The organism is Kitasatospora sp. NPDC006697, from assembly GCF_042869935.1.
Lineage (GTDB): Bacteria > Actinomycetota > Actinomycetes > Streptomycetales > Streptomycetaceae > Kitasatospora.
Map to the genome: position 1 here is coordinate 239408 of NZ_JBIAGU010000002.1, position 23532 is coordinate 262939.

Below are 23532 nucleotides of genomic sequence, written 5' to 3' on the forward strand. Positions count from 1 at the left end.
GAGAGGGGAACGGCCATGAGAGCTGGCCCCGGCCAGATCGTGGCCGGCCGCTACCAGGTGACGGACCGTCCGGGCGAGGCCTCCGGTCCGCCGTCCCGGATCGCCGTGGACACCCGCAGCGGGGTGCGGGTGCTGCTGGAGGCGGTGGAGCTGCCCGAACTGCTGGTGCCGGAGCTTTCCGGCAGCACCGACTTCGCGGGCAGCCGCTGGCTGGACCCGGCGCCGGTGCTGGCCGAGGTCGCCGCGGTGCTCGCCGCCGTGCCCGAGCACCCCAGGCTGCGGCAGTCCTTCGAGGCGGTGGCCGAGGACGGCGCGGTCTGGCTGGCCGTCGAGCAGCCCGTCGCCGTCCGGCTGCCCGAACTGCTCGCCGCCGGACCGCTGCCGCCCTACCGGGTGGCCGAGCTCGCCGCCGACGTGGCCGCCGCGCTGGCCGCGGTGCACGGGGCCGGGCGGGTGCACGGCAATGTGCTGGCCGAACAGGTGCTGGTCTGCGAGGACGGCGCCGCGCTGCTCGGCGGGCTGGCCGTCGGCGTCGCCGAGGAGGCGCTGGCCCGGCTGCTCGGCGGCGGCGACCCGCGCCGCTGGGGGCAGGCCCGGGCCGGGCTGGCCGGCAACCGGGCCGAGCGCTGGCCGCCGGAGCTGCTCACCGACCTGGGCGCGTTCGGGCCGGCCGCCGACAGCTGGGCGCTCGGGGTGCTGCTGCACCGGGTGCTGACCGGGCGGGGGCCGTTCGCCGAGCAGAGCCAGACCGCGCTGTTCGCCGCGGTGCGCTCCGGCGCCCGGGCCGACAGCGCGGGCTGCGGGCCGCTGCGGCCGCTGGTGGACCGGCTGCTGGCCCTGGACCCGGCCGCCCGGCCGACGGCGGCCGAGGCCCGGGCCTGGCTGGCCGAGCTGCTGGCCGAGGCGCCCGAGCCCTACCGAGTCGAGCCACCCGCCGAGCTGCTGCCCGTGCTGCGCCCGCGCCGACTTCCGGTGCCCCGCCCCCGCGCGGGCGCGTCGGTGCGCGCCGAGCGGCCGCACCGACACGCCGGTGCCGCCCGCCGCCCGTCCCGGCTGCTGCCGGTGCTCCTGGTCGGCGGGGTGCTGGGCGCGATGGTGCTCGCGATGGCAGCCGTCGTGCTCTTCGCGCACTGACCGACTCGCCGGTACGTCACGAGCGGGTCACGTGGTCGGGTCGCCCTGGGTGGCGCGGCTCGGGCCGCCTAGGCTGGGACCGGAACATTGTCCGAACGGTGATCAGTTGCGTGGTGCACCGAAGAGGGGGAACGGTCGCCATGGGCGGACAGGAGCAGGAGGGCACCGCGGGTGGTCGGGCGGACGGCGGTGTCGAGCCGCGGATGCTCGCCGGCCGCTACGAGCTGGGCGACCGGCTGGGCCGCGGCGGCATGGGCACCGTCTGGCGGGCCCGCGACCTGATGCTCGACCGGGAGGTGGCGGTCAAGGAGCTGACCGTCGACCACCTGCCCGAGGAGGACCTGGCGATCCTGCAGTCCCGGATGAAGCAGGAGGCCCGGGCCGCGGCCCGGATCAAGCACGCCGGCGTGATCACCATCCACGACGTGCTGGAGCAGGACGGCCGCCCGTGGATCGTGATGGAGCTGATCGACGGCCGCTCGCTGGCCGACGTGGTCTCCCAGGACGGCCCGCTGTCGCCGCGCTCCGCCGCCGAGGTCGGCGCCCAGGTGCTGGCCGCGCTGCACCGCGGGCACCAGCTCGGGGTGCTGCACCGGGACGTCAAGCCGGCCAACGTGCTGCTGGAGCACGGCACCGGCCGGGCGGTGCTGCTGGACTTCGGGATCGCCAAGTTCGAGGGCTCCTCGGAGCTGACCCGCCCCGGCGACCTGGTCGGCTCGCCGGACTACCTGGCGCCCGAGCGGGCCCGCGGCGAGCGGTTCGGCCCGCCCTCCGACCTCTGGGGCCTGGGCGCCACGCTGTACGCGGCGGTCGAGGGCAGCTCGCCGTTCCGCCGGGACAACCCGCTCTCCACGCTGGCCGCCGTGGTCGACGAGCCGCTGCCGCCGCCGGCCCGGGCCGGCGCGCTGGGGCCGGTGCTGGCCGCGCTGATGGCCAAGGACCCGGGCGAGCGGCCCGGCGCGGACGAGGCCCAGCAGATGCTACGCGCGGTGACCGACGGCCACACGATCGGCATCGGCGGCGCGGAGCAGCAGCCGCAACGGGTGCCGACCCAGGTGGTGCCGGTGGTGGACCGGCGGCAGGAGCACGCCGAGGCCCCCGCGACGCTGGCCCCGGTCGGTGCGCCGGTGCTCTCGGTGGCCGCCGCGCCCACCGAGCCGGCTCCGCCGCTCGCGCTGCCGACCCCGCCCTCCTTCCCGGTGCAGCGGCGCCCCACCGGGCCGAACCCCTACCAGGCCGGGCCCGTCCCCGTGCCGCCGGCCCGTTCGCGCGGCCGGTTCGCGCTGCGGCTGGCGCTGGCCGGGCTCGCCGTCGCGCTGGTGGCCGGCGGGGTGACCTTCGTGGTGCAGACGTACGGGCACCAGGGCACCCCGGTCGCCGACCCGAGCACCGGCGCGCCCGCCGCCGCGGGCCCGAGCACCGCGCCCACCGACTCCGGCTCGCCCTCCGCCGCGCCCTCGCTGGACACCGCCCCGCCCCCGGCCGGCTACCGCTGGCAGCAGGACGACCAGGGCTTCCGCTTCCCGCTGCCCACCGACGGTACCTGGGCGCGCACGGTGAGCAACGGCAACAACATCTACTACACGCCGGACAGCCAGTACCACCTGATCCAGTTCGCGGTGACGGCCGGCGAGCTGGGCACCCCGCTGGACCACCTGATGTCGATGGAGGAGGACAACCGCACCCGCAAGGACTACCAGCGGGTGAGCATGGGGGAGACCCAGCTCTACGGCTTCCCGGCGGCCAAGTGGGTGTGGACCTTCACCTGCCAGACCTGCGGGGTGCCCGGTTTGCGGAAGGTCTTCGAGGAGGAGTTCAAGAACGGCGACGGCACCGGCTACGCGATCCTGGTCTCCGGGCCGGCCACCGACGCCACCCAGCTGGAGCGGCGGTTCACCACCCTCCTCAACAACTTCAAGGTCACCAGGGGCCCCGGCGGGGGCTGAAGCCGCTCCGGAGCGGCTGTTACCGACGGGTACACAACCGGGCCGGGAAGTCCTAGGCTTCGCCCATGACGGACATCACGGCAGAAACCCGCGGCCCCGGCCGCAATCCAGCGGCTCCGGGCGCCGGCCGTACGGTCGCCTCCGCGGTGCCGCGATCGCTGGTCGCCCGGCTGGCCCGGGGCGTCACCGCGAGCGGCACGGAGCGGCAGGAGACGGTCGCGCCGTTCACCGGCGAGCCGCTGGCCGACCTCCCGCAGTCCGGCGTCGCGGACGTCGAGACCGCCTTCGAGCTGGCCCGGCGGGCCCAGCAGGCCTGGGCCGCGGTGCCGGTGCAGCGCCGGGCCGCGGTGCTGCTGCGCTTCCACGACCTGCTGCTCAAGCGGCAGGACGAGGTGCTGGACCTGATCCAGGCCGAGACCGGCAAGGCCCGGCTGCACGCCTTCGACGAGGTGCTGTCCGCCGCCCTGGCCGCCCGGCACTACGGCCGCTCGGCGTCCGGCTACCTGCGTGACCGGCGGCGCGGCGGCGCCGTGCCGGTGCTCACCCACACCCTGGAGGGGCGCCGCCCCAAGGGCGTGATCGGCCTGATCTCGCCGTGGAACTTCCCGCTGGAGCTCTCCGTCAGCGACGCGCTGCCGGCCTTCGCGGCGGGCAACGCGGTGGTCAACAAGCCGGACACGCAGACCGCGCTGACCGCGCTCTGGGCCCGGGAGCTGCTGATCGAGGCCGGGCTGCCGGCCGACCTGTGGCAGATCGTGGTGGGCGACGGGCCGGTGGTCGGCCCGGCCGTGGTGGAGCGGGCCGACTACGTCTCCTTCACCGGCTCCACCCGCACCGGGCGCGAGGTGGCCCAGCGGGCCGCCGCCCGGCTGGTCGGCGCCTCGCTGGAGCTGGGCGGCAAGAACGCCATGCTGGTGCTGGCCGACGCCGACCTGGACCGGGCCGCCGAGGGCGCCGTGCGGGCCTGCTTCCGCTCGGCCGGCCAGCTCTGCATCTCGATCGAGCGGCTGTACGTGCACCGCTCGGTGGCCGACGCCTTCCTGGCCCGGTTCGTCGCCCGGACCCGGACCATGCGGCTGGGCAGCGGCCTGGCCTACGGCGCCGACATGGGCTCGCTGACCTCCGCCAAGCAGCTGGAGACCGTGGTCCGGCACGTGGAGGAGGCGGTCAAGGCCGGCGCCGAGGTGCTGACCGGCGGTCAGACCCGGCCGGAGCTGGGCCCGTTCTTCTTCGAGCCGACCATCCTGGACGGGGTGACCCCGCAGATGGCGGTCTGCGAGGAGGAGACCTTCGGGCCGGTGGTCTCGATCTACCGGTTCGACACCGAGGAGGAGGCGATCGAGGCGGCCAACGCCACCCCGTACGGCCTCAACTCCAGCGTCTGGACCAGGGACCAGCGGCGCGGCCGGGCGGTCGCGGCCCGGCTGCACACCGGCACGGTGAACGTCAACGAGGGCTACGCGGCCGCCTACGGCTCGGTCGCCTCCCCGATGGGCGGGATGGGTGAGTCCGGCGTGGGACGCCGGCACGGCGCCGAGGGCATCCTGCGCTTCACCGAGGCGCAGACCATCGCCAGCCAGCGGGTGATGCCGCTGGCACCGGCCTTCGGGCTCTCCGAGGAGCGGTTCGCCGCGCTCTTCACCCGGGCGCTGCGGATGGCGAAGGCGGTGGGTCTCAAGTGACGGACACCGTGGGCGGTTTCGACTACGACGTGATCGTGGTCGGCTCGGGCTTCGGCGGCTCGGTCTCGGCGCTGCGGCTGACCGAGAAGGGCTACCGGGTCGCGGTGCTGGAGGCCGGGCGCCGGTTCACCCGGGCGGAGCTGCCGAAGAACTCCTGGGATGTGAAGAACTACCTCTGGGCGCCCGGCCTCGGCCTCTACGGCATCCAGCGGATCCACCTGCTGGCCAATGTGCTGGTGCTCGGCGGGGCCGGCGTGGGCGGCGGCTCGCTCAACTACGCCAACACCCTCTACGTGCCGCCGAAGGCCTTCTTCGAGGACCGCCAGTGGCAGCACATCACCGACTGGCAGGCGGAGCTGGCGCCGTTCTACGACCAGGCGCAGCGGATGCTCGGGGTGCGGACGAACCCCACCACCACCCCCTCCGACGTGCACCTCAAGGCGGCCGCCGAGCGGATGGGCGTCGGCGACAGCTTCCGGCTGGCCCCGGTCGGGGTCTTCTTCGGCGACGGCCAGGACGGTGACGGGCGGGCCAAGACGGCGCCCGGCGGCGTGGTCGAGGACCCGTACTTCGGCGGCGCCGGGCCGGCCCGGCGGGCCTGCACCGAGTGCGGCGAGTGCATGACCGGCTGCCGGCACGGCGCGAAGAACATGCTCACCGAGAACTACCTCTTCCTGGCCGAGGCCAACGGCGCCGAGATCCACCCGCTCACCACGGTGGCCCGGATCCGGGAGCTGGGCGAGGCCGACGGCGATTCGGGCTACGCGGTGGACGTGAAGCGCACCAACGCCCGCGGCGCGGCCGCCGAGAAGGCCGGCGCCCGGACCCTGACCGCCGCCCGGGTGGTGGTCGCGGCCGGCACCTACGGCACCCAGACCCTGCTGCACCGGATGCGCGACCAGGGCCGGCTGCCGCGGATCTCGGCCAAGCTCGGCGAGCTGACCCGGACCAACTCGGAGGCGCTGGTCGGCGCCCAGACCACGCCGCGGCGGTACGGCGGCCCGGTGGACTTCACCAAGGGCGTGGCGATCACCTCCTCGATCCACCCGGACGGCAACACCCACATCGAGCCGGTGCGCTACGGCAAGGGCTCGAACGCGATGGGCTTCCTGTCGATCATGCAGGTGCCGGGCGGCGGCCGCGGTCCGCGCTGGCTGCGGGCCGGCGCCGAGGCGGTCAAGCACCCGACCGTCTTCGCCCGCTCGCTGAGCAACTACCGCTGGTCGGAGCGGACCATCATCGGCCTGGTGATGCAGTCGCTGGACAACTCGATCACCGTCTCGCTCAAGCAGAAGGGGCTCGGCAAGGGCATGCTGACCTCCCGCCAGGGACACGGCGAGCCCAACCCGAGCTGGATCCCGGCCGCCGAGCAGGGCGCCAAGGCGATCGCCGAGGAGATCAACGGCTTCGCCGGCTCCACCGTCGGCGAGGTCTTCGACATCCCGATGACCGCGCACTTCATCGGCGGCTGCCCGATCGCCGACGCGCCCGAACGCGGCGTGGTCGACCCGTACCACCGGCTCTGGGGGCACCCGGGGATCAGCGTCGTGGACGGCTCGGCGATCTCCGCCAACCTGGGCGTCAACCCGTCGCTGACGATCACCGCGCAGGCCGAGCGGGCGATGTCGATGTGGCCGAACAAGGGCGAGCCGGACCCGCGCCCGGCGCAGGGCGAGGAGTACCGGCGGGTGGCCGCGGTCGCCCCGGTGCGTCCCGCGGTGCCGGCCGGCGCCTTCGGGGAGCTCCTGCTACCGGTCCCGAAGGTGCCGGCGAAGGGCGACTGACCTGGGCCGTTACCCGGGGCGGGGACTGTTACGGAGTCGGGCGGCGGCCGTTACACGGCCGCCGGTCGACCGTGCGGCGGCCTTCCTAGCGTGGGCGGAGCCAGCTCGGACCGGACGGGTCCGGGCGCCCGAACGGGAGGTTTCCCCATGTCACGCACGGTCAGGCGGTCGGTGCTCGGTCTCGGCGTCGCGGCGGCGCTGCTGCTGCCCTCGGCGGCGGCGTACGCGGACGGGCCGTCGGCCGTCCCCAGCGCCTCCGCCGCGCCGGGCAGGCCGAGCGCCGTGCCCTCGGCCCCCGCGGTCGCGGGCAGGCCGACCCCCGCGGTCTCCGCGACGCCCGCCGGCACCGGACGGCCCAGCGCCGCCCCGGTGCCCGGCGGCCCGAGCGCCGTGCCCTCGGCCCCCGCGGTCGCGGGCAAGCCCACCCCCGCGGTCTCCGCGCCGGCCCCGGTGCCCGGCGGCCAGGTGCGGACCGTGCCCAGGGGCGGCGCGCAGACCGGCGAGGGTTCGACCGGCCCGTCCACCCCGGCGGTGGCCGGCGGCGCCGGACTGGCGCTGGCCGGACTGGTCGGCGTCGGGTACGCGATCCGCAGGCGCCGTGCCGACGCGGCCCGCTGAGCACGGTCGCGGCCGGCGCCCCGGGCGGGTGCCGGCCGCGGCCGGCGGCGCGCTGGCGCTCGCGCTGGCCGGGCTGCTGCTGACCCGGCACCAGGAACCACCGCCGGTGCGGATCACCCCGGTGCTGGCCGCGCCGACCGCGGCGAGCCCGGCCTCGTCCCCGCCCCCGCCGCCGGCCGCCGCGGCGGCGCCCGCGACGCCGGTGGCCGCGCCCGCCGAGCTGCTGATCCCGGAGCTCGGGGTGGCAGCGCCGGTGGTCGCCGCCGGGCTCGACCCGGACGGCAGCGCCGCGGTGCCGCCGATGGACCACCCGGGCGAGGTGGACTGGTACGACCAGGGCCCGCGCCCCGGCGAGCCCGGCCCGGCGGTGCTGCTCGGCCACTACGACACGCACGCCGGCCCGGCCGTCTTCCACCGGCTGCCGCAGCTGCGGCCGGGCGACCGGATCGAGGTCCGCCGCACCGACGGCAGCACCGCCGCCTTCCGGGTCCGCGAACTGCGGCAGGCGCCCAAGGACGCCTTCCCGACCGAGGCCGTCTACGGCGACACCGCCGGTCCGCAGCTGCGGCTGATCACCTGCGGCGGGGTGCTGCGCGCCGACGGCCACTACTCCGACAACATCATCGTCTTCGCCGACCCGGTCACCGGATAGCGGAACCGGCCGCGGCCGGCGCCCCGTCCCCCAGCAGGGGGCGGCGGAACGGACCAAGGAGAGGGATGCACGGGCTGTACAGGCTGCTCCGGTGGCTGGGACTCGCGGTGCTGGCGGCCGCCGCGGCGGCCGGGTGCGCCGGCCAGGACGCGGTGCACGACGCGGGTGCGGCCCGGCCGCTGACCCAGCACCCCAGCCCGGTCGCGCTCTGGCCGGCCGCCGAGACCGTGCGCTCGCCGGCCGCCGGCGCCTCGGCCGCCCCGCCCGCCGGGCCGATACCCGGGCTGACCGTGCCCGGCGACTCGATCCGCGCCGCGGACCCGGGCGCCGTGCTGGCCGCCGACCCGGACCTGCCGGCCGCCGAGCGGGCGGCGCTGCACGGCTGCTCCGGCTGCACCGTCTACCAGGCGCAGTACCCGGACCTCACCGGGGACGGCCAGGAGGAGCTGGTCACCGCCGTGCGCGCTGCCGACCAGCACAGCTACCTGCACGTCTACCGGCTGCGCGAGCACCAGGTGCTGCCGCTGTTGGCGGTCGTGGTGGAGGCGGACTTCCGGGCCGAGAGGGTCGGCCACAACCTGGTGCTGACCGAGCCCACCGGGGCGGGCGCGGACAGCCCGACCACCTACCAGTGGAACCCGTCCCGGGACGCCTTCGACCGGCGGACCGCGGCCGGCGGCCCCGGCGGTGCGGCCGGCTGCCTGCCCGGCGCGGTGCCGACCCCGGGGCCGTCGAAGGGCACTGAGGCCAGCCCCTCTGCCGTGCCCTCGGCGGCGCCCGGGGCGCGGGTGCCCGGCCGGCCCACCGCCCCGGCCACGGGCCCGCCGTCCGTCCGGGTGCAGCCGGTCCCGCAGCAGTCCTCGACGCCCGGCCGCGGCGGGCAGCCCTCGCCGGCGCCGTCGCCACCGCCGCCGTCCGGGGCCGTGCCGTCCTCCGTCCCCTCGCCGGTTCCGAGCGGAGCCGGCCGGTGACCGCCGCGCCCCGGATCCTGCTGGTCGAGGACGACGAGGTGATCCGGGAGGCGACCCGGATGGCCCTGGAGCGCTACGGCTTCCCGGTGCGGACCGCGGCCGACGGCCTGGAGGGCCTGGAGCTGTTCCGCGCCGAGCGGCCCGACCTGCTGCTGCTCGACGTGATGCTGCCGCTGCTCGACGGGGTCGGGCTCTGCCGCCGGATCCGCGAGGAGAGCCAGCTGCCGATCCTGATGATGTCCGCCCGCGGCGACGCGGTGGACGTGGTCTCCGGGCTGGAGGCCGGCGCGGACGACTACGTGGTCAAGCCGTTCGAGACCGCCGTGCTGGTGGCCCGGATCCGGACCGTGCTGCGCCGCACCGGACTGCCCGACCGGGAGCCCGAGCCGGTGGCCGCCGAGCCCGGACCGTCCCCGGACCCGTCGGTGCGCGAGATCGGCGGACTGACCGTGGACACCGGGGCGATGGAGGTGCGGGTGGCCGGCCGCCAGGTCCTGCTCACCCCCACCGAGCTGCGGCTGCTGCTGGAGTTCACCGCCGCGCCGGGCGTGCTGCTGGAGCGCCAGCTGCTGCTGGAGCGGGTCTGGGACTACGGCTGGGACGCCGACACCCGGGTGGTGGACGTGCACGTCCAGCGGCTGCGGGCGAAGATCGGCGCCGAGCGGATCGAGACCGTCCGCGGCTTCGGCTACAAGCTGCGCCGGAGCGCCGGGTGAACCTGCGGCGGCAGATCGCGGTCACCGTGGCCGCCGTCTCCTTCCTGGTCGCGCTCTCGGTCGGACTGCTGGTGCACCGGGCCTCGGTCGGCCAGCACACCGGCCAGGCCCGGGCCACCGCGGAGGCCGCGCTGGAACAGGTGCGGGACTACTACGGCCAGACCGACCAACTGCCCAGCAACGCCTGGAACGCCTCCCTCGACCCCGCGGTGGTGCCGCCCGGCCTGGTCCGGCTGGCCGCCCAGGGCCACCAGGGCTCGGAGCTGGCCGGCGGCCGGATGTGGGCGGCGGCGCCCGGGCCGGACGGGCAGGTGCTCTCGGTCTGGCTGGACTTCACCGCCGACCAGCGGGCGATCACCGAGCTGGACCGCGCCGTCACCGTCTCCGCGGCGCTCTCGGTGCTGGTCACCGCGCTGGCCGGGACGCTGGTCGCGCACCGGATCAGCCGCCGGCTGCGCACGGCCGCCCGGACCGCCCGGACCATCGCCCGCGGCGACCTGGCGGCCCGGATCGGCCCGCTCGGCCGGGCCCGGGACGAGGTGGCGGAGCTGGCCGCCGCCGTGGACTCGATGTCGGCGGTGCTGAGCAGCAAGCTGGCCAACGAGCAGCGGTTCACCGCGGACGTGGCGCACGAGCTGCGCACCCCGCTGGCCGGCCTGCTGACCGCGGCCGAGCTGCTGCCACCCGGTCGCCCGACCGAGCTGGTGCAGGACCGGGTGCGGGTGCTGCGGCGGCTCACCGAGGACCTGCTGGAGGTCTCCCGGCTGGACGCGGGGGCGGAGCGGGCCGAGCTCTCCCGGCTGGAGCTGGGCGCGCTGCTGCGCCGGATCCTGCCGCCCGCGGCCGGCCTGGAGGTGCGCGCCGAGGCCGAGGTGGCCACCGACCCGCGCCGGCTGGACCGGGTGCTCGCCAACCTGCTGGCCAACGCCGAGCGGCACGGCGCCCCGCCGGTGCTGGTCACGGTGGACGGTCCGGTGGTGACGGTGCGGGACCACGGCCCCGGCTTCCCCGAGCAGGTGCTGGCCGAGGGCCCGCAGCGGTTCCGCACCGGGGCCCGGGAGCGCGGGCACGGCCACGGCCTGGGCCTGACCATCGCCCAGGGCCAGGCGGCGGTGCTCGGCGCGCGGCTGCGGCTGGCCAACCACCCGGACGGCGGGGCGGTCGCCGAACTGCGACTGGCGGAGTGAGGGAGAGTGAGGGAGCGCCCGGGCAAGGGCAAAGGGCCCCGCGGGGGAACGGGGCCCTTTGTCGCTCAGCACGCGGCGTCAGGGCTGCGCCGGTGCTGGGTGGACGGCGCCGGGGGAGGAGCGCCGCCGCTATTCGGTTGGCTCGAGAGCAGCGCCCGGGCGGACCCGGAGGTGACCGGGGCGCTGCGGAGATGCCTCACGGAGCGTGAGGAACGACTCGCCGTGACGGCTGGTGGGCGCCAGCGGCGAATCGGCGGAGCCACCGGTCGGTCCAGGCCACCGGCGAACCCGTCCCCTGCATCGTGGTGGACGGAGGCCTTGCTCTGCAACCGATTCGGCGTACTTCGCGGCAGTCCATTTTCTGCCACCCCGGTTACCGGCCGGTCGCCGGGGCTCCGGCGGCAGGCCGGGACACCCGGTCCGGCTGGTCACGGAACGTAGTGTGGGTACGACGGTCGCCGGGCGATGCGGCGGCCGGCCCGGGCGTCCCCGGGGCCTGCCGCCGCACCTCCACAGCTCAGTCCCGGGCCGGCCGCTGTCCCCTGCGGCCGGCCCCTTGCACCCGTCCGCGGTCCCACGGCGCACCGCCCCCTCGGCTGCCGGCCCAGGGAGCGGTGCGCCACGCGTCCGGGTGGACTGGAGTTTCCACGCGTGGTCCTGCCGGCCGCACGGGCGCGGGCCCGGGCGCTGCTGCCACCGCACCTGGCGGGTGCGGCGCGGTCGTACGGCCGCTGGGAGAACGAGCGGGGCGGCCGGCCGGACACGGCGCCGCGGCAAAGGGGTGAACAGTGCTCCCGGTAGACTCTTGAGGGAACCCCCACCTTCGCCGCCGGAAGGCCGTCTGTGTCACCAGCTACCCCCGACCAGTCCGCACCGTCGGTCGACACCGTCCTGGTGGTCGACTTCGGCGCCCAGTACGCCCAGCTCATCGCCCGCCGGGTGCGTGAGGCGCGGGTCTACAGCGAGATCGTGCCGAGCTCCATGCCGGTCGCCGAGATGCTCGCCAAGAACCCGAAGGCGATCATCCTCTCCGGCGGCCCCTCCTCGGTCTACGAGGAGGGCGCGCCGCGGCTGGACCGCGCGATCTTCGAGGCCGGGGTGCCGGTCTTCGGCATGTGCTACGGCTTCCAGTTGATGGCGATCACCCTCGGCGGCACCGTGGACAACAGCGGTGCGCGCGAGTACGGCCGCACCCCGCTGCACGTCAGCCGCTCCGGCTCGACCCTGTTCGAGGGCACGCCCGCCGAGCAGTCGGTCTGGATGTCGCACGGCGACGCCTGCTCCGCGGCCCCCGAGGGCTTCACCGTGACCGCCTCCACCGACGTGGTCCCGGTCGCCGCCTTCGAGAACGACGAGGCCAAGCTCTACGGCGTCCAGTACCACCCCGAGGTGCTGCACTCCACGCACGGCCAGCAGATCCTGGAGCACTTCCTCTACCGCGGCGCCGGCATCGCGCCGACCTGGACCACCCACAACGTGGTGGACGAGCAGGTCGCGCTGATCAAGGCCCAGGTCGGGGACAAGCGCGCGATCTGCGGCCTCTCCGGCGGGGTGGACTCCGCGGTGGCCGCGGCGCTGGTGGCCAAGGCCATCGGCGACCGGCTGACCTGCGTCTACGTCGACCACGGCCTGATGCGCAAGGGCGAGAGCGAGCAGGTCGAGAAGGACTTCGTGGCCGCCACCGGAGTGAAGCTCGTGGTGGTGGACGCCGAGGAGCGGTTCCTGGCCGCGCTGGCCGGCGTCACCGACCCGGAGCAGAAGCGCAAGATCATCGGCCGGGAGTTCATCCGGGTCTTCGAGCAGGCCCAGGCCGAGATCGTCGCGGACGAGGGCCCGGCGGTGGAGTTCCTGGTCCAGGGCACCCTCTACCCGGACGTGGTGGAGTCCGGCGGCGGCACCGGCACCGCCAACATCAAGTCCCACCACAACGTCGGCGGCCTGCCCGAGGACCTGCAGTTCGAGCTGGTCGAGCCGCTGCGCAAGCTGTTCAAGGACGAGGTCCGGATGGTCGGCCAGGAGCTCGGCCTGCCGTCCGAGATCGTCCAGCGCCAGCCGTTCCCGGGCCCGGGCCTGGGCATCCGGATCGTCGGCGAGGTGACCAAGGAGCGGCTGGACCTGCTCCGCGAGGCCGACGCGATCGCCCGCGAGGAGCTGACCGCGGCCGGCCTGGACCAGGAGATCTGGCAGTGCCCGGTGGTGCTGCTGGCCGACGTCCGCAGCGTCGGCGTGCAGGGCGACGGCCGCACCTACGGCCACCCGATCGTGCTGCGCCCGGTCTCCTCCGAGGACGCCATGACCGCCGACTGGTCGCGGCTGCCCTACGAGGTGCTGGCGAAGATCTCGACCCGGATCACCAACGAGGTGCGCGAGGTCAACCGGGTGGTGCTGGACGTGACCAGCAAGCCGCCGGGCACCATCGAGTGGGAGTGATCCGCTCCCCGCAGCATTGAACGGCCGCACCGCCGCCCGCGTACCAGCGGGTGGCGGTGCGGCCGTTCGCGTCGGTTCCGGCCGGGTCGCGGGTGCGGCCGGGGTCCGACGCGAACGGCGCCGGATACCGTCGGAAGCACGCTGGAGCGGGCAGAATGCGGAGCGGACCGGTCGGGATGCGACGCGGCGACGGGATTCGGGAAGGTGAAGCGATGATGGAGGGCACCCGGGACTCGCTGGAGTCCGACGGCTCCGGCGCCGAACAGCCCCCCGTGCCGCCCGGCCGCCGGGAGCGGGCCGCCGGGCGCCGCGCGCTGGCGAGCCGGTACGCGCTGCTGCCGCTGCGGCTCTTCCTCGGCGTCACCTTCAGCTACGCGGGCCTGGACAAGCTGGCCGACCAGCACTACCTGGCCGGCCGCGGCGACCTGCAGTCCTTCTACGCCCAGACGCTGGCCGCCAAGGCGCACAGCCCGGTCGGCGCACTGCTGGAACCGGCGCTGCACGCACCGACCTTCTTCGCGCTGCTGATCGCCTTCGGCGAGTTGGCGGTCGGCCTCGGCACGCTCTTCGGCCTCTGGGGCCGGGTGGCCGCCCTCGGCGGCGCGGCGCTCAGCCTGACCCTGTTCCTGACGATCAGTTACAACGTGACGCCCTACTACCTCGGCAACGACCTGCCCTACCTGATGGCCTGGACGGCGATGCTGCTGGCCGGCACCCCGTACCTCTCGGTGGACGGCTACCTGGCCCGGCGGGCCGAGCGGGACCGCAACCGCGGGTTGACCGAGGACGCGGTGCGCCGGCGGACCTTCGTGGACGGCTCGATCGCGGCCGTGGCGCTCGGCGGGGCCGGGCTGCTGCTGGGCTCGCTCACCGCCACCTTCGTGCGCAAGAAGTCCAAGCCGGCCGCCGGGAAGCCCGCCGCCCCGACCGGGCAGGGCGGGGCGGCGGTCTCGGTGGCGGCCGCCCAGGTGCCGGTCGGCGGCTCGGCCACGGTGACCGACCCGGCCACCGGGGACGCGGTCTACATCCTGCAGCCCTCGGCCGGCCAGTACTGCGGGCTCTCCTCGATCTGCACCCACGCCGGCTGCACGGTGAACCCGCCGAGCGGCGGTCGGCTGGACTGCCCGTGCCACGGCTCCCGGTTCGACGCCGCCACCGGCGCGGTGCTGGCCGGCCCGGCGGTCAAGCCGCTGCCCAAGTACACCGTCACCAAGAACGGCGATCGGCTGGACCTCGGCCCGCTGCAGGGCTGACCCGGGGTCAGCCCTCGCCGCCCCGCCGGTCGTCCTGCGCGGCGGACCGCCGGCGGGCCACCGCGACGACCGCGCCGATCAGCCCGGCCGCGCCCAGCACGATGAAGGCCACCGGCAGCACGATCCGGCCGTTCAGCTGGTGCCCGTTGACCGAGGCGATCAGGAAGAGCACGGCGAGCACGGTGAAGAGCCCGCCGGCCACGAACGAGAAGACGTCGAAGCGGTGTCGCCGCATCACCGCACCACCTGGATCTGGCCGATGCCGACCTCGATGGTGAGGTCGAGGGTGCCCTCGGCCGGGCCGCCGCCCACCGGATCCAGGTGGATCGTGCGGCGGGTGCCGAGCCCGCCGGTGTCCTTCTTGTCCACGCCCGGGGCCTCGATGTCGCCCACGGCCACCCGCAGGGTCAGGTCGGCCGCCGCGCCGGGCGGCAGCTGCACCTCGACGTTGCCGGTGCCCACCTGCACCTGGGAGGCCAGGGTGGCGCCGGCCGGGTCCAGCCCGGTGAGGTCCAGGTGGACGTCGCCCGCGCCCAGCGCGTACCGGGTCTGCAGCTCGGCCGCCGAGGCCGGGGCCCAGTTCCGGTCGCCCGTGGTGAAGTTGGTGGCCCGGACGTGGTTGCCCAGGGCGGCCAGCGCCAGGGTGACCAGCAGCGCCGGCACCGCCAGCACCCGGGCCCGGCCCCAGCGCGAGCCGATCATCATGGTCAGGCCGAGCACCAGCAGGCCGGTGGCCAGCACGGTGGAGAGCAGCACGGTGGTGCCGCCGTGGCCGCCCGCCCAGACCGCCCAGGCGGCGCCGGCCGCGAGCAGCAGGCCGAGCAGGGCCAGGCCGCCGGAGCGGCGCCGCTCCCGGCGCGGCGGGACCGGCGGCTGCTGGGCCGGGCCCTTGCGCAGCGGGTCGCCGGCCGGCAGGTCGGTCCGCTGCCACCAGGCCTGCGGCGGCAGTCCGGGCGGCGGGGTGGTGCCCCAGGGGTCGCGCTCGGGGTGCCGGGGGTCCCAGAGGTAGCCGGTGCGGCTGGAGGGCGGGGCGTCGGCGGGGCCGTCGGCGGGCGGGGGCGGGGCGTCCTCGGGCGCCGGCGGGGCGGTCGTGGCGGTGGCGCCGCCGGCGAAGCCCGCCTTGGCCTGGTGGAGCTGGGCGTGGAACTCGGCCTTGCGGGCCGTCCACTGGGTGTGGAAGTCGCGCCGCCAGGTGTCCCAGTCGGTGAGCGGGCCGGCCGCGCCCGGGGTGCCCGCCGCCGTGCTCGCGGTCGCCCGGTCGTAGGGGCCGCCGGGGCGCGGCGCGGTGCCCTGGCCGCGGGCCCGGCGGCGGCGCTCCGGGTCGTGCCGGACGGCGAAGAAGACCATCGCGCCGAGCATCAGCAGCGGCAGGACCGAGTCGCCGCTGCCCATCCAGGAGAAGAAGACGCCGGTGCCGATCACCGTCATCAGCACCGCGCCGATGGACTGCGCGTCGACCCGCCCGGTCAGCACCCGCTGCAGCTCGGTGCGCCCGTGCTTGCCGTCCTCCCGCTCGTTGGGGACGATCAGCCAGGCCAGCCCGTAGACGAACAGGCCGAGGCCGCCGGTGAGGCAGAGCACGGCGGTGACCACCCGGAAGACCACCGGGTCGATGTCCAGGTGCCGGCCGAGGCCGCCGCAGACGCCCGCCACCACGCGGTGCCGCTCACTGCGGGTCAGCGGAGGACGGGTGTCGGCGGCGGCCTCCCGGGCGCCCGGATCGTCGGGCGGCGTGCTCTGCTCCTCGGTCATGCCACCTATCCTGCGGCCTGCCGGGCCGCCGCGGGACCGGGGCGGCCCCCGGCCGGACCCTGAAACGTCCCTGAGACGGGCTCAGGGACAGCCGCCCGGCGGCCCCCCTCGACGGTGAGGGCCTGGAAGAACCGGGCGGCGATCCGCCGGTAGCCGAGGTCGTTCGGGTGCAGGCGGTCGGCGAACTCGGCGGGGGTCAGCTCCGGCGGGGCCAGGTAGGTGAAGTCCCGGCCGAGCCGCCACTCGGCGGTGCTCAGCAGCTCGGCCCGCCGGTCGAACTCCCGGGCCGGCTGCTCCAGCCCCGCGGTGGTGTCCAGCAGGCCGAGCAGCAGCACGCCGACGCCCGGGCGGTCGGTGTAGATCCGGTCCAGCAGCGCGGCCAGCCGGTCGGCAGCGTGCGCCTTGTCGGGGCCGCGGTCCAGGTCGTTGATGCCGATGTGCAGCAGCACCACGTCGGGGCGGGCGGCGGCCAGCCAGCCGTCCACCCGGGCGGTGAGGTCGGCCACCATCCAGCCGCTGTGCCCCTCGTGCCGGGCCTGCGGGAACCGGCCGCCCTGCTGGGAGCCGACCAGGTCGAGGGTGAAGAGCGGCTGCCGGCCCGCCATCTCCCAGAGCGGCAGCCGGTAGCCGGCGCCGTCCCGGCTGCCGACGCCGACGGTGATCGAGTCGCCCAGCGGCATCACCCGCAGCACCGGGGGCCGGGGCGTGCCGCGGGCGGCGGCGGGGGCGGCGAGCGGCAGCAGCGGGCCGCAGAGCAGGCCCAGCAGCGCGGCCAGGCCGCGGCTCAGGAGTCGTCGGGGCACGTCGGGACCTCCCGGGTTCGAGGGGTGTGACGGCCGGTCAGGACCGTGGTCGGCCGCGCCGGGGAGGCGACTCTGTCAAAAAGTCGTTTCATCTGACATTTCGAAACACCGCTCATCGGACCCGCTTCAGCACCTAGGGGGAAGACCCTGATGCATTCGGACCTGCGCGCATGTGACCATCGGTGGCGTGGCAAGCCCCGACCCCGTGAACAGCACCGCCGCCGACGGACCGTCCGGTGGCGCCGACCCGGTCCCCGAGCCCGACCGCCCGCCCTACCGCAAGCTCTACCGGAGCCCGCACTCGCGGGTGCTCGGCGGTGTGGCGCACGGCCTCGCGGTCCACCTCGGCCTGCCCGTCACCTGGGTGCGGGCCGCCTTCGTGCTGCTCTTCTTCGCCAACGGGATCGGCGTGCTGCTCTACGCGGCCTTCTGGTTCGTGGTGCCGATCGGCATCGGCGAGCCGGCCCTGGGCTCCGGCTGGGTCTGGGCCGGCGGCCAGTTCATCCCCGCCGGCGCCCACGGCGTCTCGCCCGACCCGCTGCGCAAGGGCCGCCGGGGCCGGCTCGGCCGGCTGCGCGACCTGCTGCAGGGCACCTTCCAGGGCGAACCGGTGATCGCCGAGCAGGCCGTGCCCGGCGAGCCGCCGGCCGCCGCCAGCCGCCGCAACGCCGGGCAGCTGGCCGCCCTGCTGATGCTGGTGGTCGGCGTGATGTGGCTGCTCAACGCGCTGCACCTGCAGTCCTCCCAGCCCTACGCCTGGCCGCTGCTGGCGATCGGCGTCGGCGTCGCGCTGGTCTGGCGGCAGGCCGACGACTCCCGCTGGGCCCGCTGGTTCGGCCTGGCCGGCGCCCGCCGGCGCAGCGCCGTGGCCCGGGTCGGGGCCGGCGTGCTGCTGGTCGCCGCCGGCATCGTCGGCTTCCTGATCCTGCAGGGCACCGGCTCCGCGGTCGGCTCGGTGGTGGAGGCCTCGCTCGCGGTGCTGGCCGGGGTGCTGGTGCTCACCGGCCCCTACGCGCTGCGGATGTGGCAGGACCTGGGCGCCGAGCGGACCGCCCGCATCCGGGCCCAGGAGCGGGCCGAGATCGCCGCGCACATCCACGACTCGGTGCTGCACACCCTGACCCTGATCCAGCGCCGCGCCGAGGACCCCAAGGAGGTGCAGCGGCTGGCCCGGGCCCAGGAGCGCGAACTGCGGCTCTGGCTCTACCGCCCGGAGGCCGCCGCCGAGGCCGCGCCCGATACCCTGGCCGAGCGGATCCGCGAGGTGGTCGCCGAGGTGGAGGACCGGCACGGGGTGCCGATCGAACTGGTCTGCGTCGGCGACTGCCCGATGGACGAGCGGATCGCCGCGCAGATGCAGGCCGCGCGCGAGGCGATGGTCAATGCCGCCAAGTACGGTGGCGGGGGAGCGGTGCAGGTCTACGCCGAGGTGGAGGGGAGGACGGTGCTGGTGTTCGTGCGCGACCACGGTCCCGGCTTCGACCCCGACACCGTGCCCGAGGACCGGATGGGCGTCCGGGAGTCGATCATCGGGCGGATGAAGCGCCACGGCGGCACCGGTCGGGTCCGCCCGGCGCCGGACGGCGGCACCGAGGTCGAGCTGGAGATGGAGAGAGCCGCAGATGACTGACGCCGTGCCCGCCCCCGAGAGGACGGCCCGGGTCGTCCTGGTGGACGACCACCGGATGTTCCGCACCGGCGTGCGCGCCGAGATCGGCCGCACCGAGACCACCGGCATCGACGTGGTCGGCGAGGCCGACGACGTGGAGTCCGCGGTCCGGGTGGTCGCCGAGACCCGCCCCGACGTGGTGCTGCTCGACGTCCACCTGCCCGGCGGTGGCGGGGTCGAGGTGCTGCGCCGCTCCACCGCGGTGATGGGCGAGCCGGGCGGCGTGAAGTTCCTGGCGCTGTCCGTCTCGGACGCGGCGGAGGACGTGATCGGGGTGATCCGCGGCGGCGCCCGCGGCTACGTCACCAAGACCATCACCGGCACCGACCTGGTCGGCGCGATCTTCCGGATCGCCGACGGCGACGCGGTCTTCTCGCCCCGGCTGGCCGGCTTCGTGCTGGACGCCTTCGCGGCCACCGACACGCCGCCGGTGGACGAGGACCTGGACCGGCTGACCCAGCGCGAGCGCGAGGTGCTGCGGCTGATCGCCCGGGGGTACGCGTACAAGGAGATCGCCAAGCAGCTGTTCATCTCGGTGAAGACGGTCGAGAGCCACGTCTCGGCGGTGCTGCGCAAGCTGCAGCTGAGCAACCGTCACGAGCTGACCCGGTGGGCGACGGCGCGCAGGCTGGTGTGACCAGCGGCGGAACTCCGACCGCGGGCTCCGTCGCAGTACCGGCCCGGGTAGTCGGTAGGCTCTCCTCCGACCCCGCGCCGGGACGGGCGGGTCCCCCCTCGATCCCCGCACCGAGAGCGTCCAGATGTCTTCGACAGTAGCCAGTCACGAGCAACTGCCCCGGCACACGGTGGACAGTGCCGCTCCGACCGAAGCGGCCAAGCCCGCCAAGCGCCCCCGGCTCTACGTGCTGGACGGCCTGCGTCTGCTGGCCGCCATCGGCGTGCTCTGCTGGCACTGGCTGGGCGTCGAGCGGTTCCCGGGCGTCTGGCACGGCGACCCGAAGAAGATGATGCCGTTCGGCCACCTGATCGGGGCCTACAGCTGGACCGGTGTGCAGCTGTTCTTCCTGATCAGCGGCTTCGTCATCTGCATGTCCTGCTGGGGCCGCTCGCTCGGCGACTTCGTCACCTCCCGGGTGGTCCGGCTCTTCCCGGCCTACTGGGTGGCCGTGCTGATCACCTCGGCGGTGCTGCTCTGGTGGGCCCCGACGATATGGGGAGACGACACCCACCACCCCACCCCGACCCGGATCCTGAGCAACCTCACGATGCTCAACATGCCGGGCAACGTGGACAACATCGACCCGGTGTACTGGTCGCTCTGGGCCGAGATGCGGTTCTACGTGCTCTTCGGCGTGCTGCTGCTCTGGGGCCTGACCTACCGCCGCCTGGTGGCGTTCTGCGGGATCTGGGCCTTCCTGGCCACCATCTCGCCCGCCGTCAACTGGCCGCTGCTGGACACCATCGTGCAGCCGACCTACGCCTGGTACTTCATCTCCGGCATAGCGATGTACCTGATGTACCGGTTCAAGCCCAACCTGGCGCTCTGGGGCATCATCGGGTTCTGCTGGCTGATGGCCCAGGACAAGATGCGCGGCGTGATCTACGGCTACGAGTACGGCACCGAGCACCACCTGTCCTGGTACCTGACCATGGCCTACGTGACCGTGGCCTACCTGCTGGTGATCGGCGCCGCGCTGGGCTGGTTCAACTGGATCCGCTGGAGGTGGCTGACCACCGCCGGTGCCCTCACCTACCCGCTCTACCTGCTGCACCAGGAAGTCGGCTTCCAGATCATCACCCGGCTGCGGCCGAAGATGGCGCCGTACCCGACCTTCTTCCTGACCCTGGGCATCATGCTGGTCGCCGCCTACCTGGTGCACCGGCTGGTCGAGCGCCCGCTGGCTCCCTGGATGAAGAAGAAGCTGGACCTCTCCTTCGCCCAGATTCGCCGCAACGGCGAGCCCGAGTGACCCTTCCGCACCCGTCCGGGTGAACCCGCGCCGACCTGCGGCGACACGCCCGCGACCTGCGGCTCCACGGCTCCGGCCCCGGCATACCCTGCCGGGGCCGAAGCCGTGCCAGCCCCCGCCCGGTCACCGCCGGCCGGGAGGACAAGTTGAGCGCCGAGACCGGCCGCCTGGAGAAGCCCGACCCCGGCCCCGCCGCTCCGGTCCGGGTCCGCGGGCGGCACGCCGGCCGCCGGCTGCGCGGCGCGGCCGCCCGGCTGCGGAACGCGGCGCCCGCTCTGCTCGGCTACACCGCGGTGCGGGTGCTGGGCGTGCTGGTGGTGGTGGTCTGGGGCCGCCACCTGGACCCGACCCAGCCGCCGCTGCACCGGCTGGCCACGCTCTGGGACGCCCAGTGGTACCAGCACATCGTGCGGCACGGCTACGTCGACAAGCTGGCCATCGGCGGCTACGCCAACGGCATCCCCTACTCCACGCTGGCCTTCTTCCCGCTCTACCCCTGGCTGATCACCGCCGCGCACACCGTGCTCCCGCTCAGCGTGCCGGCCGCCGCACTGGCCGTCAGCTGGGGCTGCTCGCTGCTCGCCGCCTGGGGGATCTTCGAGCTGGGCGGCCGGCTGCACGGCCGCCGGGCCGGCGTGATGGCGGCGCTGCTCTGGGGCATGCTGCCCGGCGCGGTGGTGGAGAGCATGGCGTACAGCGAGCCGCTGTTCACGGCGCTGGCCGCCTGGGCGCTGCTCGCGGTGCTGCTGCGGCAGTGGCTGCGGGCCGGGACGCTCTCCAGCCTGGCCTGCCTGACCCGGCCCACCGGGATCGCGGTGGCGGCGGCGATCGGGGTCGCGGTGGCCGGCGAACTGCTCCGGATGGTCCGCGAGCGGCGGGCCCACGGCTGGCGGCGGCCGGTCCTCGGCGCGCTGCTGGCGCCGCTGGGCTTCCTCGGCTACGTGGCCTGGGTCGGCGCCCGCCGGGGCCGCTGGGACGGCTACTTCCAGGTGCAGATGGCCTGGAACTCGCACTTCGACTTCGGCCGCAGCACCGCCGACTCCTTCTACCGGCTGCTCTTCTCCGCGCAGCCGGTCTGGCTGACCGAGGCGGTCACCGCCCTGGTGCTGGTCGCCTACCTGATCCAGTTCGGGATCTGCGTGGTGCTGCGGCAGCCGCCGTGGCTGTTGGTGTACAGCGCGGTGCTGCTGCTGATCGCGCTCGGTGACGCCGCCTACTTCAACTCGCGGGCCCGGTTCCTGCTGCCCGCCTTCCCCCTGCTGCTCCCGGCGGCGGTCGGGCTGACGAGGATCCGCCGCCGGGCGACCACTATGCTGGTCCTCGTTTCGGTGTCGGCGTGTTCCGCCGTGTACGGCGGATACCTCACCTGGGTCTATCCAGACGCTCCCTGATGCCGATGCGACGACCATCCGAATGATCGTGCGTCCCAAGGGGGAAGACGTGGCGGAAGCCGCTGTGGCCGAACAGTCGACAACGGCGAGACCCGCCGCCGCCGAGGGTACGGGCCGGTTCGCCTCGCTTCCCCGCTGGGCCACCGGGACGTTCTGGATCTGGCCGGCCCTGCTCACCCTGGGGTTCGGGATACGGGGCAGCTGGCGTCCGGAGCTGTGGCGCGACGAGCTGGCCTCGTGGAGCGCGGCCGAGCGCAGCACGGGCGAGCTGTGGAACATGCTGGGCCACGTGGACGCGGTGTCCGGCGCGTACTACCTGCTGCTGCACTTCTGGATCGGCTGGTTCGGCGACTCGGTCGCCTCGATGCGGTTGCCCTCCGCGCTGGCGATGGCCGGTTCGGCGGCGTTCGTGGCGCTGACCGGGCGCAAGCTGTTCAACACCTGGGCCGGTCTGGTCGCGGGGCTGCTCTTCGCGATCGTGCCCTCGGTGTCGGTCTACTCCCAGCAGGTGCGCGGCTACGCCTTCGTGGTGCTCTTCGTCGCGGCCGGCACCTGGGCGCTGCTGCGTGCGGTGGAGCGCCCGACCTGGCCGCGCTGGCTGGGCTACGCGTTCTGCGTGGCGATGGCCGGGCTCTTCCACATGATCTCGCTGGTCTTCCTGCTGCCGCACGCGATCATCGTGCTGCTGCGCTGGCGGGAGTCCGGCAACAGGAAGCTGCTCTGGGCCTTCCCGGCCGCCGTGGTCGTCGCGCTCGCCCCGCTGGTGCCGTTGGTGATCATCGGCCAGCGGCAGGTGGGCCGGCAGATCTCCTGGATCCAGACGCCGGTGCTGGACTCCTTCCCCGACTTCTGGTCCGGGGTGTTCGGCTCGCCGCTGGTCAGTGCGATCTTCCTGGCGATGACGGTGATGCCGCTGGCCTGGAACACCAGCCGGCGCCGGGCGCTGGAGATCGGCGTCACCGCCGCGCTGCCGATCGGTGCGGTGTACCTGATCTCGCAGGGCTCGACCTCGTACTTCATGGACCGCTACCTGCTCTTCACCGTGCCGGCCTGGTGCGTGGTGGCGGGCGCCGCGGTGACCGCGATGCGGCCGCGGGTCGTGATGGCCGTGGTCTTCCTGCTCGGCACCGGCTACCTGGGCATGGAGGCGCAGCAGGACCTGCGCAAGACCCAGTCGCACGAGCGCTCCGACGAGCGCGCCGCGGCCCGGCTGATCGCCAAGGACTACCGGCAGGGCGACGGCATCGTGCCGGTCCGCGGCGACCAGGCGTACATGATGATGGACCACGCGATGGAGTACTACCTGCCGCGCTCCGTCAAGCCCGTGGACGTCTTCGCGGCCCAGTCCCCGATCCAGCGCAACGACCTGTTCGCCTCCGACTGCGCCGACCCGAACGCCTGCATCGGCAGCCTGCAGCGGATCTGGATGGTGACCTTCGCCGACGGCGACGACCCCTACAAGGGCATGCCGGCCGCCGAGGCGGACGCGCTGAAGGCGAAGTTCGACGTCTACCAGACCAACAAGGTCCGGGCGATCACCGTGACCCTGCTGGAGCGCAAGCACTGAGGTGCCGGACCCGGAACGACGGCGGCCGCCACCACCCTCGAGGGTG

The 23532-nt window shown here is 74.9% G+C and carries 19 protein-coding genes; 16 read left to right on the plus strand and 3 right to left on the minus strand.

The window, feature by feature from the left end:
* The first annotated feature begins 15 nt into the window (after nucleotides 1-15).
* From ACFYNO_RS04240 to ACFYNO_RS04290, 11 genes are all read left to right on the plus strand, one after another.
* Nucleotides 16-1134 (plus strand): protein kinase, encoded by a 1119-nt coding sequence (locus tag ACFYNO_RS04240; RefSeq protein WP_388004921.1) that lies wholly within the window; start codon nucleotides 16-18, stop codon nucleotides 1132-1134.
* 140 nt (nucleotides 1135-1274) lie between these two features.
* Nucleotides 1275-3080: a serine/threonine-protein kinase gene (locus ACFYNO_RS04245; protein ID WP_388004924.1), complete on the plus strand. Its 1806-nt coding sequence runs from the start codon at nucleotides 1275-1277 to the stop codon at nucleotides 3078-3080.
* A 65-nt stretch (nucleotides 3081-3145) separates the two neighbouring features.
* Nucleotides 3146-4762 carry a succinic semialdehyde dehydrogenase gene (locus ACFYNO_RS04250; RefSeq protein ID WP_388004927.1) on the plus strand — a complete coding sequence of 539 codons (1617 nt, stop codon included), beginning with the start codon at nucleotides 3146-3148 and terminating at the stop codon, nucleotides 4760-4762.
* A complete protein-coding gene (locus ACFYNO_RS04255) occupies nucleotides 4759-6546 on the plus strand; it encodes a GMC oxidoreductase (RefSeq protein ID WP_388004930.1) in 1788 nt (595 codons plus the stop codon). The genes ACFYNO_RS04250 and ACFYNO_RS04255 overlap by 4 nt, the downstream gene beginning before the upstream one ends.
* Before the next feature lie 147 nt (nucleotides 6547-6693).
* Nucleotides 6694-7164, plus strand: a complete 471-nt coding sequence (locus ACFYNO_RS04260) for a hypothetical protein (protein WP_388004933.1) — start codon at nucleotides 6694-6696, stop codon at nucleotides 7162-7164.
* Nucleotides 7145-7816 carry a class F sortase gene (locus ACFYNO_RS04265; RefSeq protein ID WP_388004936.1) on the plus strand — a complete coding sequence of 224 codons (672 nt, stop codon included), beginning with the start codon at nucleotides 7145-7147 and terminating at the stop codon, nucleotides 7814-7816. The genes ACFYNO_RS04260 and ACFYNO_RS04265 overlap by 20 nt, the downstream gene beginning before the upstream one ends.
* 65 nt (nucleotides 7817-7881) lie before the next feature.
* Nucleotides 7882-8787, plus strand: coding sequence for a hypothetical protein (locus ACFYNO_RS04270; RefSeq protein WP_388004939.1), 906 nt, complete (start codon nucleotides 7882-7884; stop codon nucleotides 8785-8787).
* A 59-nt stretch (nucleotides 8788-8846) separates the two neighbouring features.
* Nucleotides 8847-9503, plus strand: coding sequence for a response regulator (locus tag ACFYNO_RS04275; RefSeq protein WP_388005494.1), 657 nt, complete (start codon nucleotides 8847-8849; stop codon nucleotides 9501-9503).
* On the plus strand, nucleotides 9500-10690 hold the full coding sequence (locus tag ACFYNO_RS04280) for a sensor histidine kinase (RefSeq protein ID WP_388004942.1): 1191 nt from the start codon (nucleotides 9500-9502) through the stop codon (nucleotides 10688-10690). The genes ACFYNO_RS04275 and ACFYNO_RS04280 overlap by 4 nt, the downstream gene beginning before the upstream one ends.
* 843 nt (nucleotides 10691-11533) lie before the next feature.
* Nucleotides 11534-13120: a glutamine-hydrolyzing GMP synthase gene (gene guaA, locus ACFYNO_RS04285; RefSeq protein WP_388004945.1), complete on the plus strand. Its 1587-nt coding sequence runs from the start codon at nucleotides 11534-11536 to the stop codon at nucleotides 13118-13120.
* A 212-nt stretch (nucleotides 13121-13332) separates the two neighbouring features.
* The gene (locus tag ACFYNO_RS04290) at nucleotides 13333-14373 is read left to right on the plus strand and encodes a Rieske 2Fe-2S domain-containing protein (RefSeq protein WP_388004948.1); all 1041 of its coding nucleotides are present in this window, start codon (nucleotides 13333-13335) and stop codon (nucleotides 14371-14373) included.
* A 7-nt stretch (nucleotides 14374-14380) separates the two neighbouring features.
* On the opposite strand, the gene ACFYNO_RS04295 is transcribed toward ACFYNO_RS04290, so the two are convergent.
* From ACFYNO_RS04295 to ACFYNO_RS04305, 3 genes are read right to left on the minus strand one after another with little or no spacing between them, the layout of a single operon-like run.
* Complete coding sequence (locus ACFYNO_RS04295; protein ID WP_388004951.1) at nucleotides 14381-14608, minus strand: hypothetical protein; 228 nt, start codon at nucleotides 14606-14608, stop codon at nucleotides 14381-14383.
* Nucleotides 14608-16125 carry a PspC domain-containing protein gene (locus ACFYNO_RS04300; protein ID WP_388004954.1) on the minus strand — a complete coding sequence of 506 codons (1518 nt, stop codon included), beginning with the start codon at nucleotides 16123-16125 and terminating at the stop codon, nucleotides 14608-14610. The genes ACFYNO_RS04295 and ACFYNO_RS04300 overlap by 1 nt, the downstream gene beginning before the upstream one ends.
* A 5-nt stretch (nucleotides 16126-16130) precedes the next feature.
* Entirely contained in the window at nucleotides 16131-16928 is a 798-nt protein-coding gene (locus ACFYNO_RS04305) for a GDSL-type esterase/lipase family protein (RefSeq protein WP_388004957.1), read from the minus strand.
* 187 nt (nucleotides 16929-17115) lie between these two features.
* Here ACFYNO_RS04305 and ACFYNO_RS04310 point away from each other — a divergent pair, with 187 nt between their 5' ends.
* The 5 genes from ACFYNO_RS04310 (at nucleotide 17116) to ACFYNO_RS04330 (ending at nucleotide 23486) form a co-directional block, all read left to right on the plus strand.
* Nucleotides 17116-18558, plus strand: a complete 1443-nt coding sequence (locus ACFYNO_RS04310) for a PspC domain-containing protein (protein WP_388004960.1) — start codon at nucleotides 17116-17118, stop codon at nucleotides 18556-18558.
* A complete protein-coding gene (locus ACFYNO_RS04315; protein ID WP_388004963.1) occupies nucleotides 18551-19234 on the plus strand; it encodes a LuxR C-terminal-related transcriptional regulator in 684 nt (227 codons plus the stop codon). Before ACFYNO_RS04310 ends, ACFYNO_RS04315 begins: the two co-directional genes overlap by 8 nt.
* A gap of 124 nt (nucleotides 19235-19358) precedes the next feature.
* Nucleotides 19359-20528, plus strand: a complete 1170-nt coding sequence (locus tag ACFYNO_RS04320) for an acyltransferase family protein (protein ID WP_388004966.1) — start codon at nucleotides 19359-19361, stop codon at nucleotides 20526-20528.
* A 146-nt stretch (nucleotides 20529-20674) separates the two neighbouring features.
* Complete coding sequence (locus ACFYNO_RS04325) at nucleotides 20675-21919, plus strand: hypothetical protein (RefSeq protein ID WP_388004969.1); 1245 nt, start codon at nucleotides 20675-20677, stop codon at nucleotides 21917-21919.
* Between the two features lie 49 nt (nucleotides 21920-21968).
* Nucleotides 21969-23486, plus strand: a complete 1518-nt coding sequence (locus tag ACFYNO_RS04330) for a glycosyltransferase family 39 protein (RefSeq protein WP_388004972.1) — start codon at nucleotides 21969-21971, stop codon at nucleotides 23484-23486.
* The last annotated feature ends 46 nt before the right edge of the window (nucleotides 23487-23532 follow it).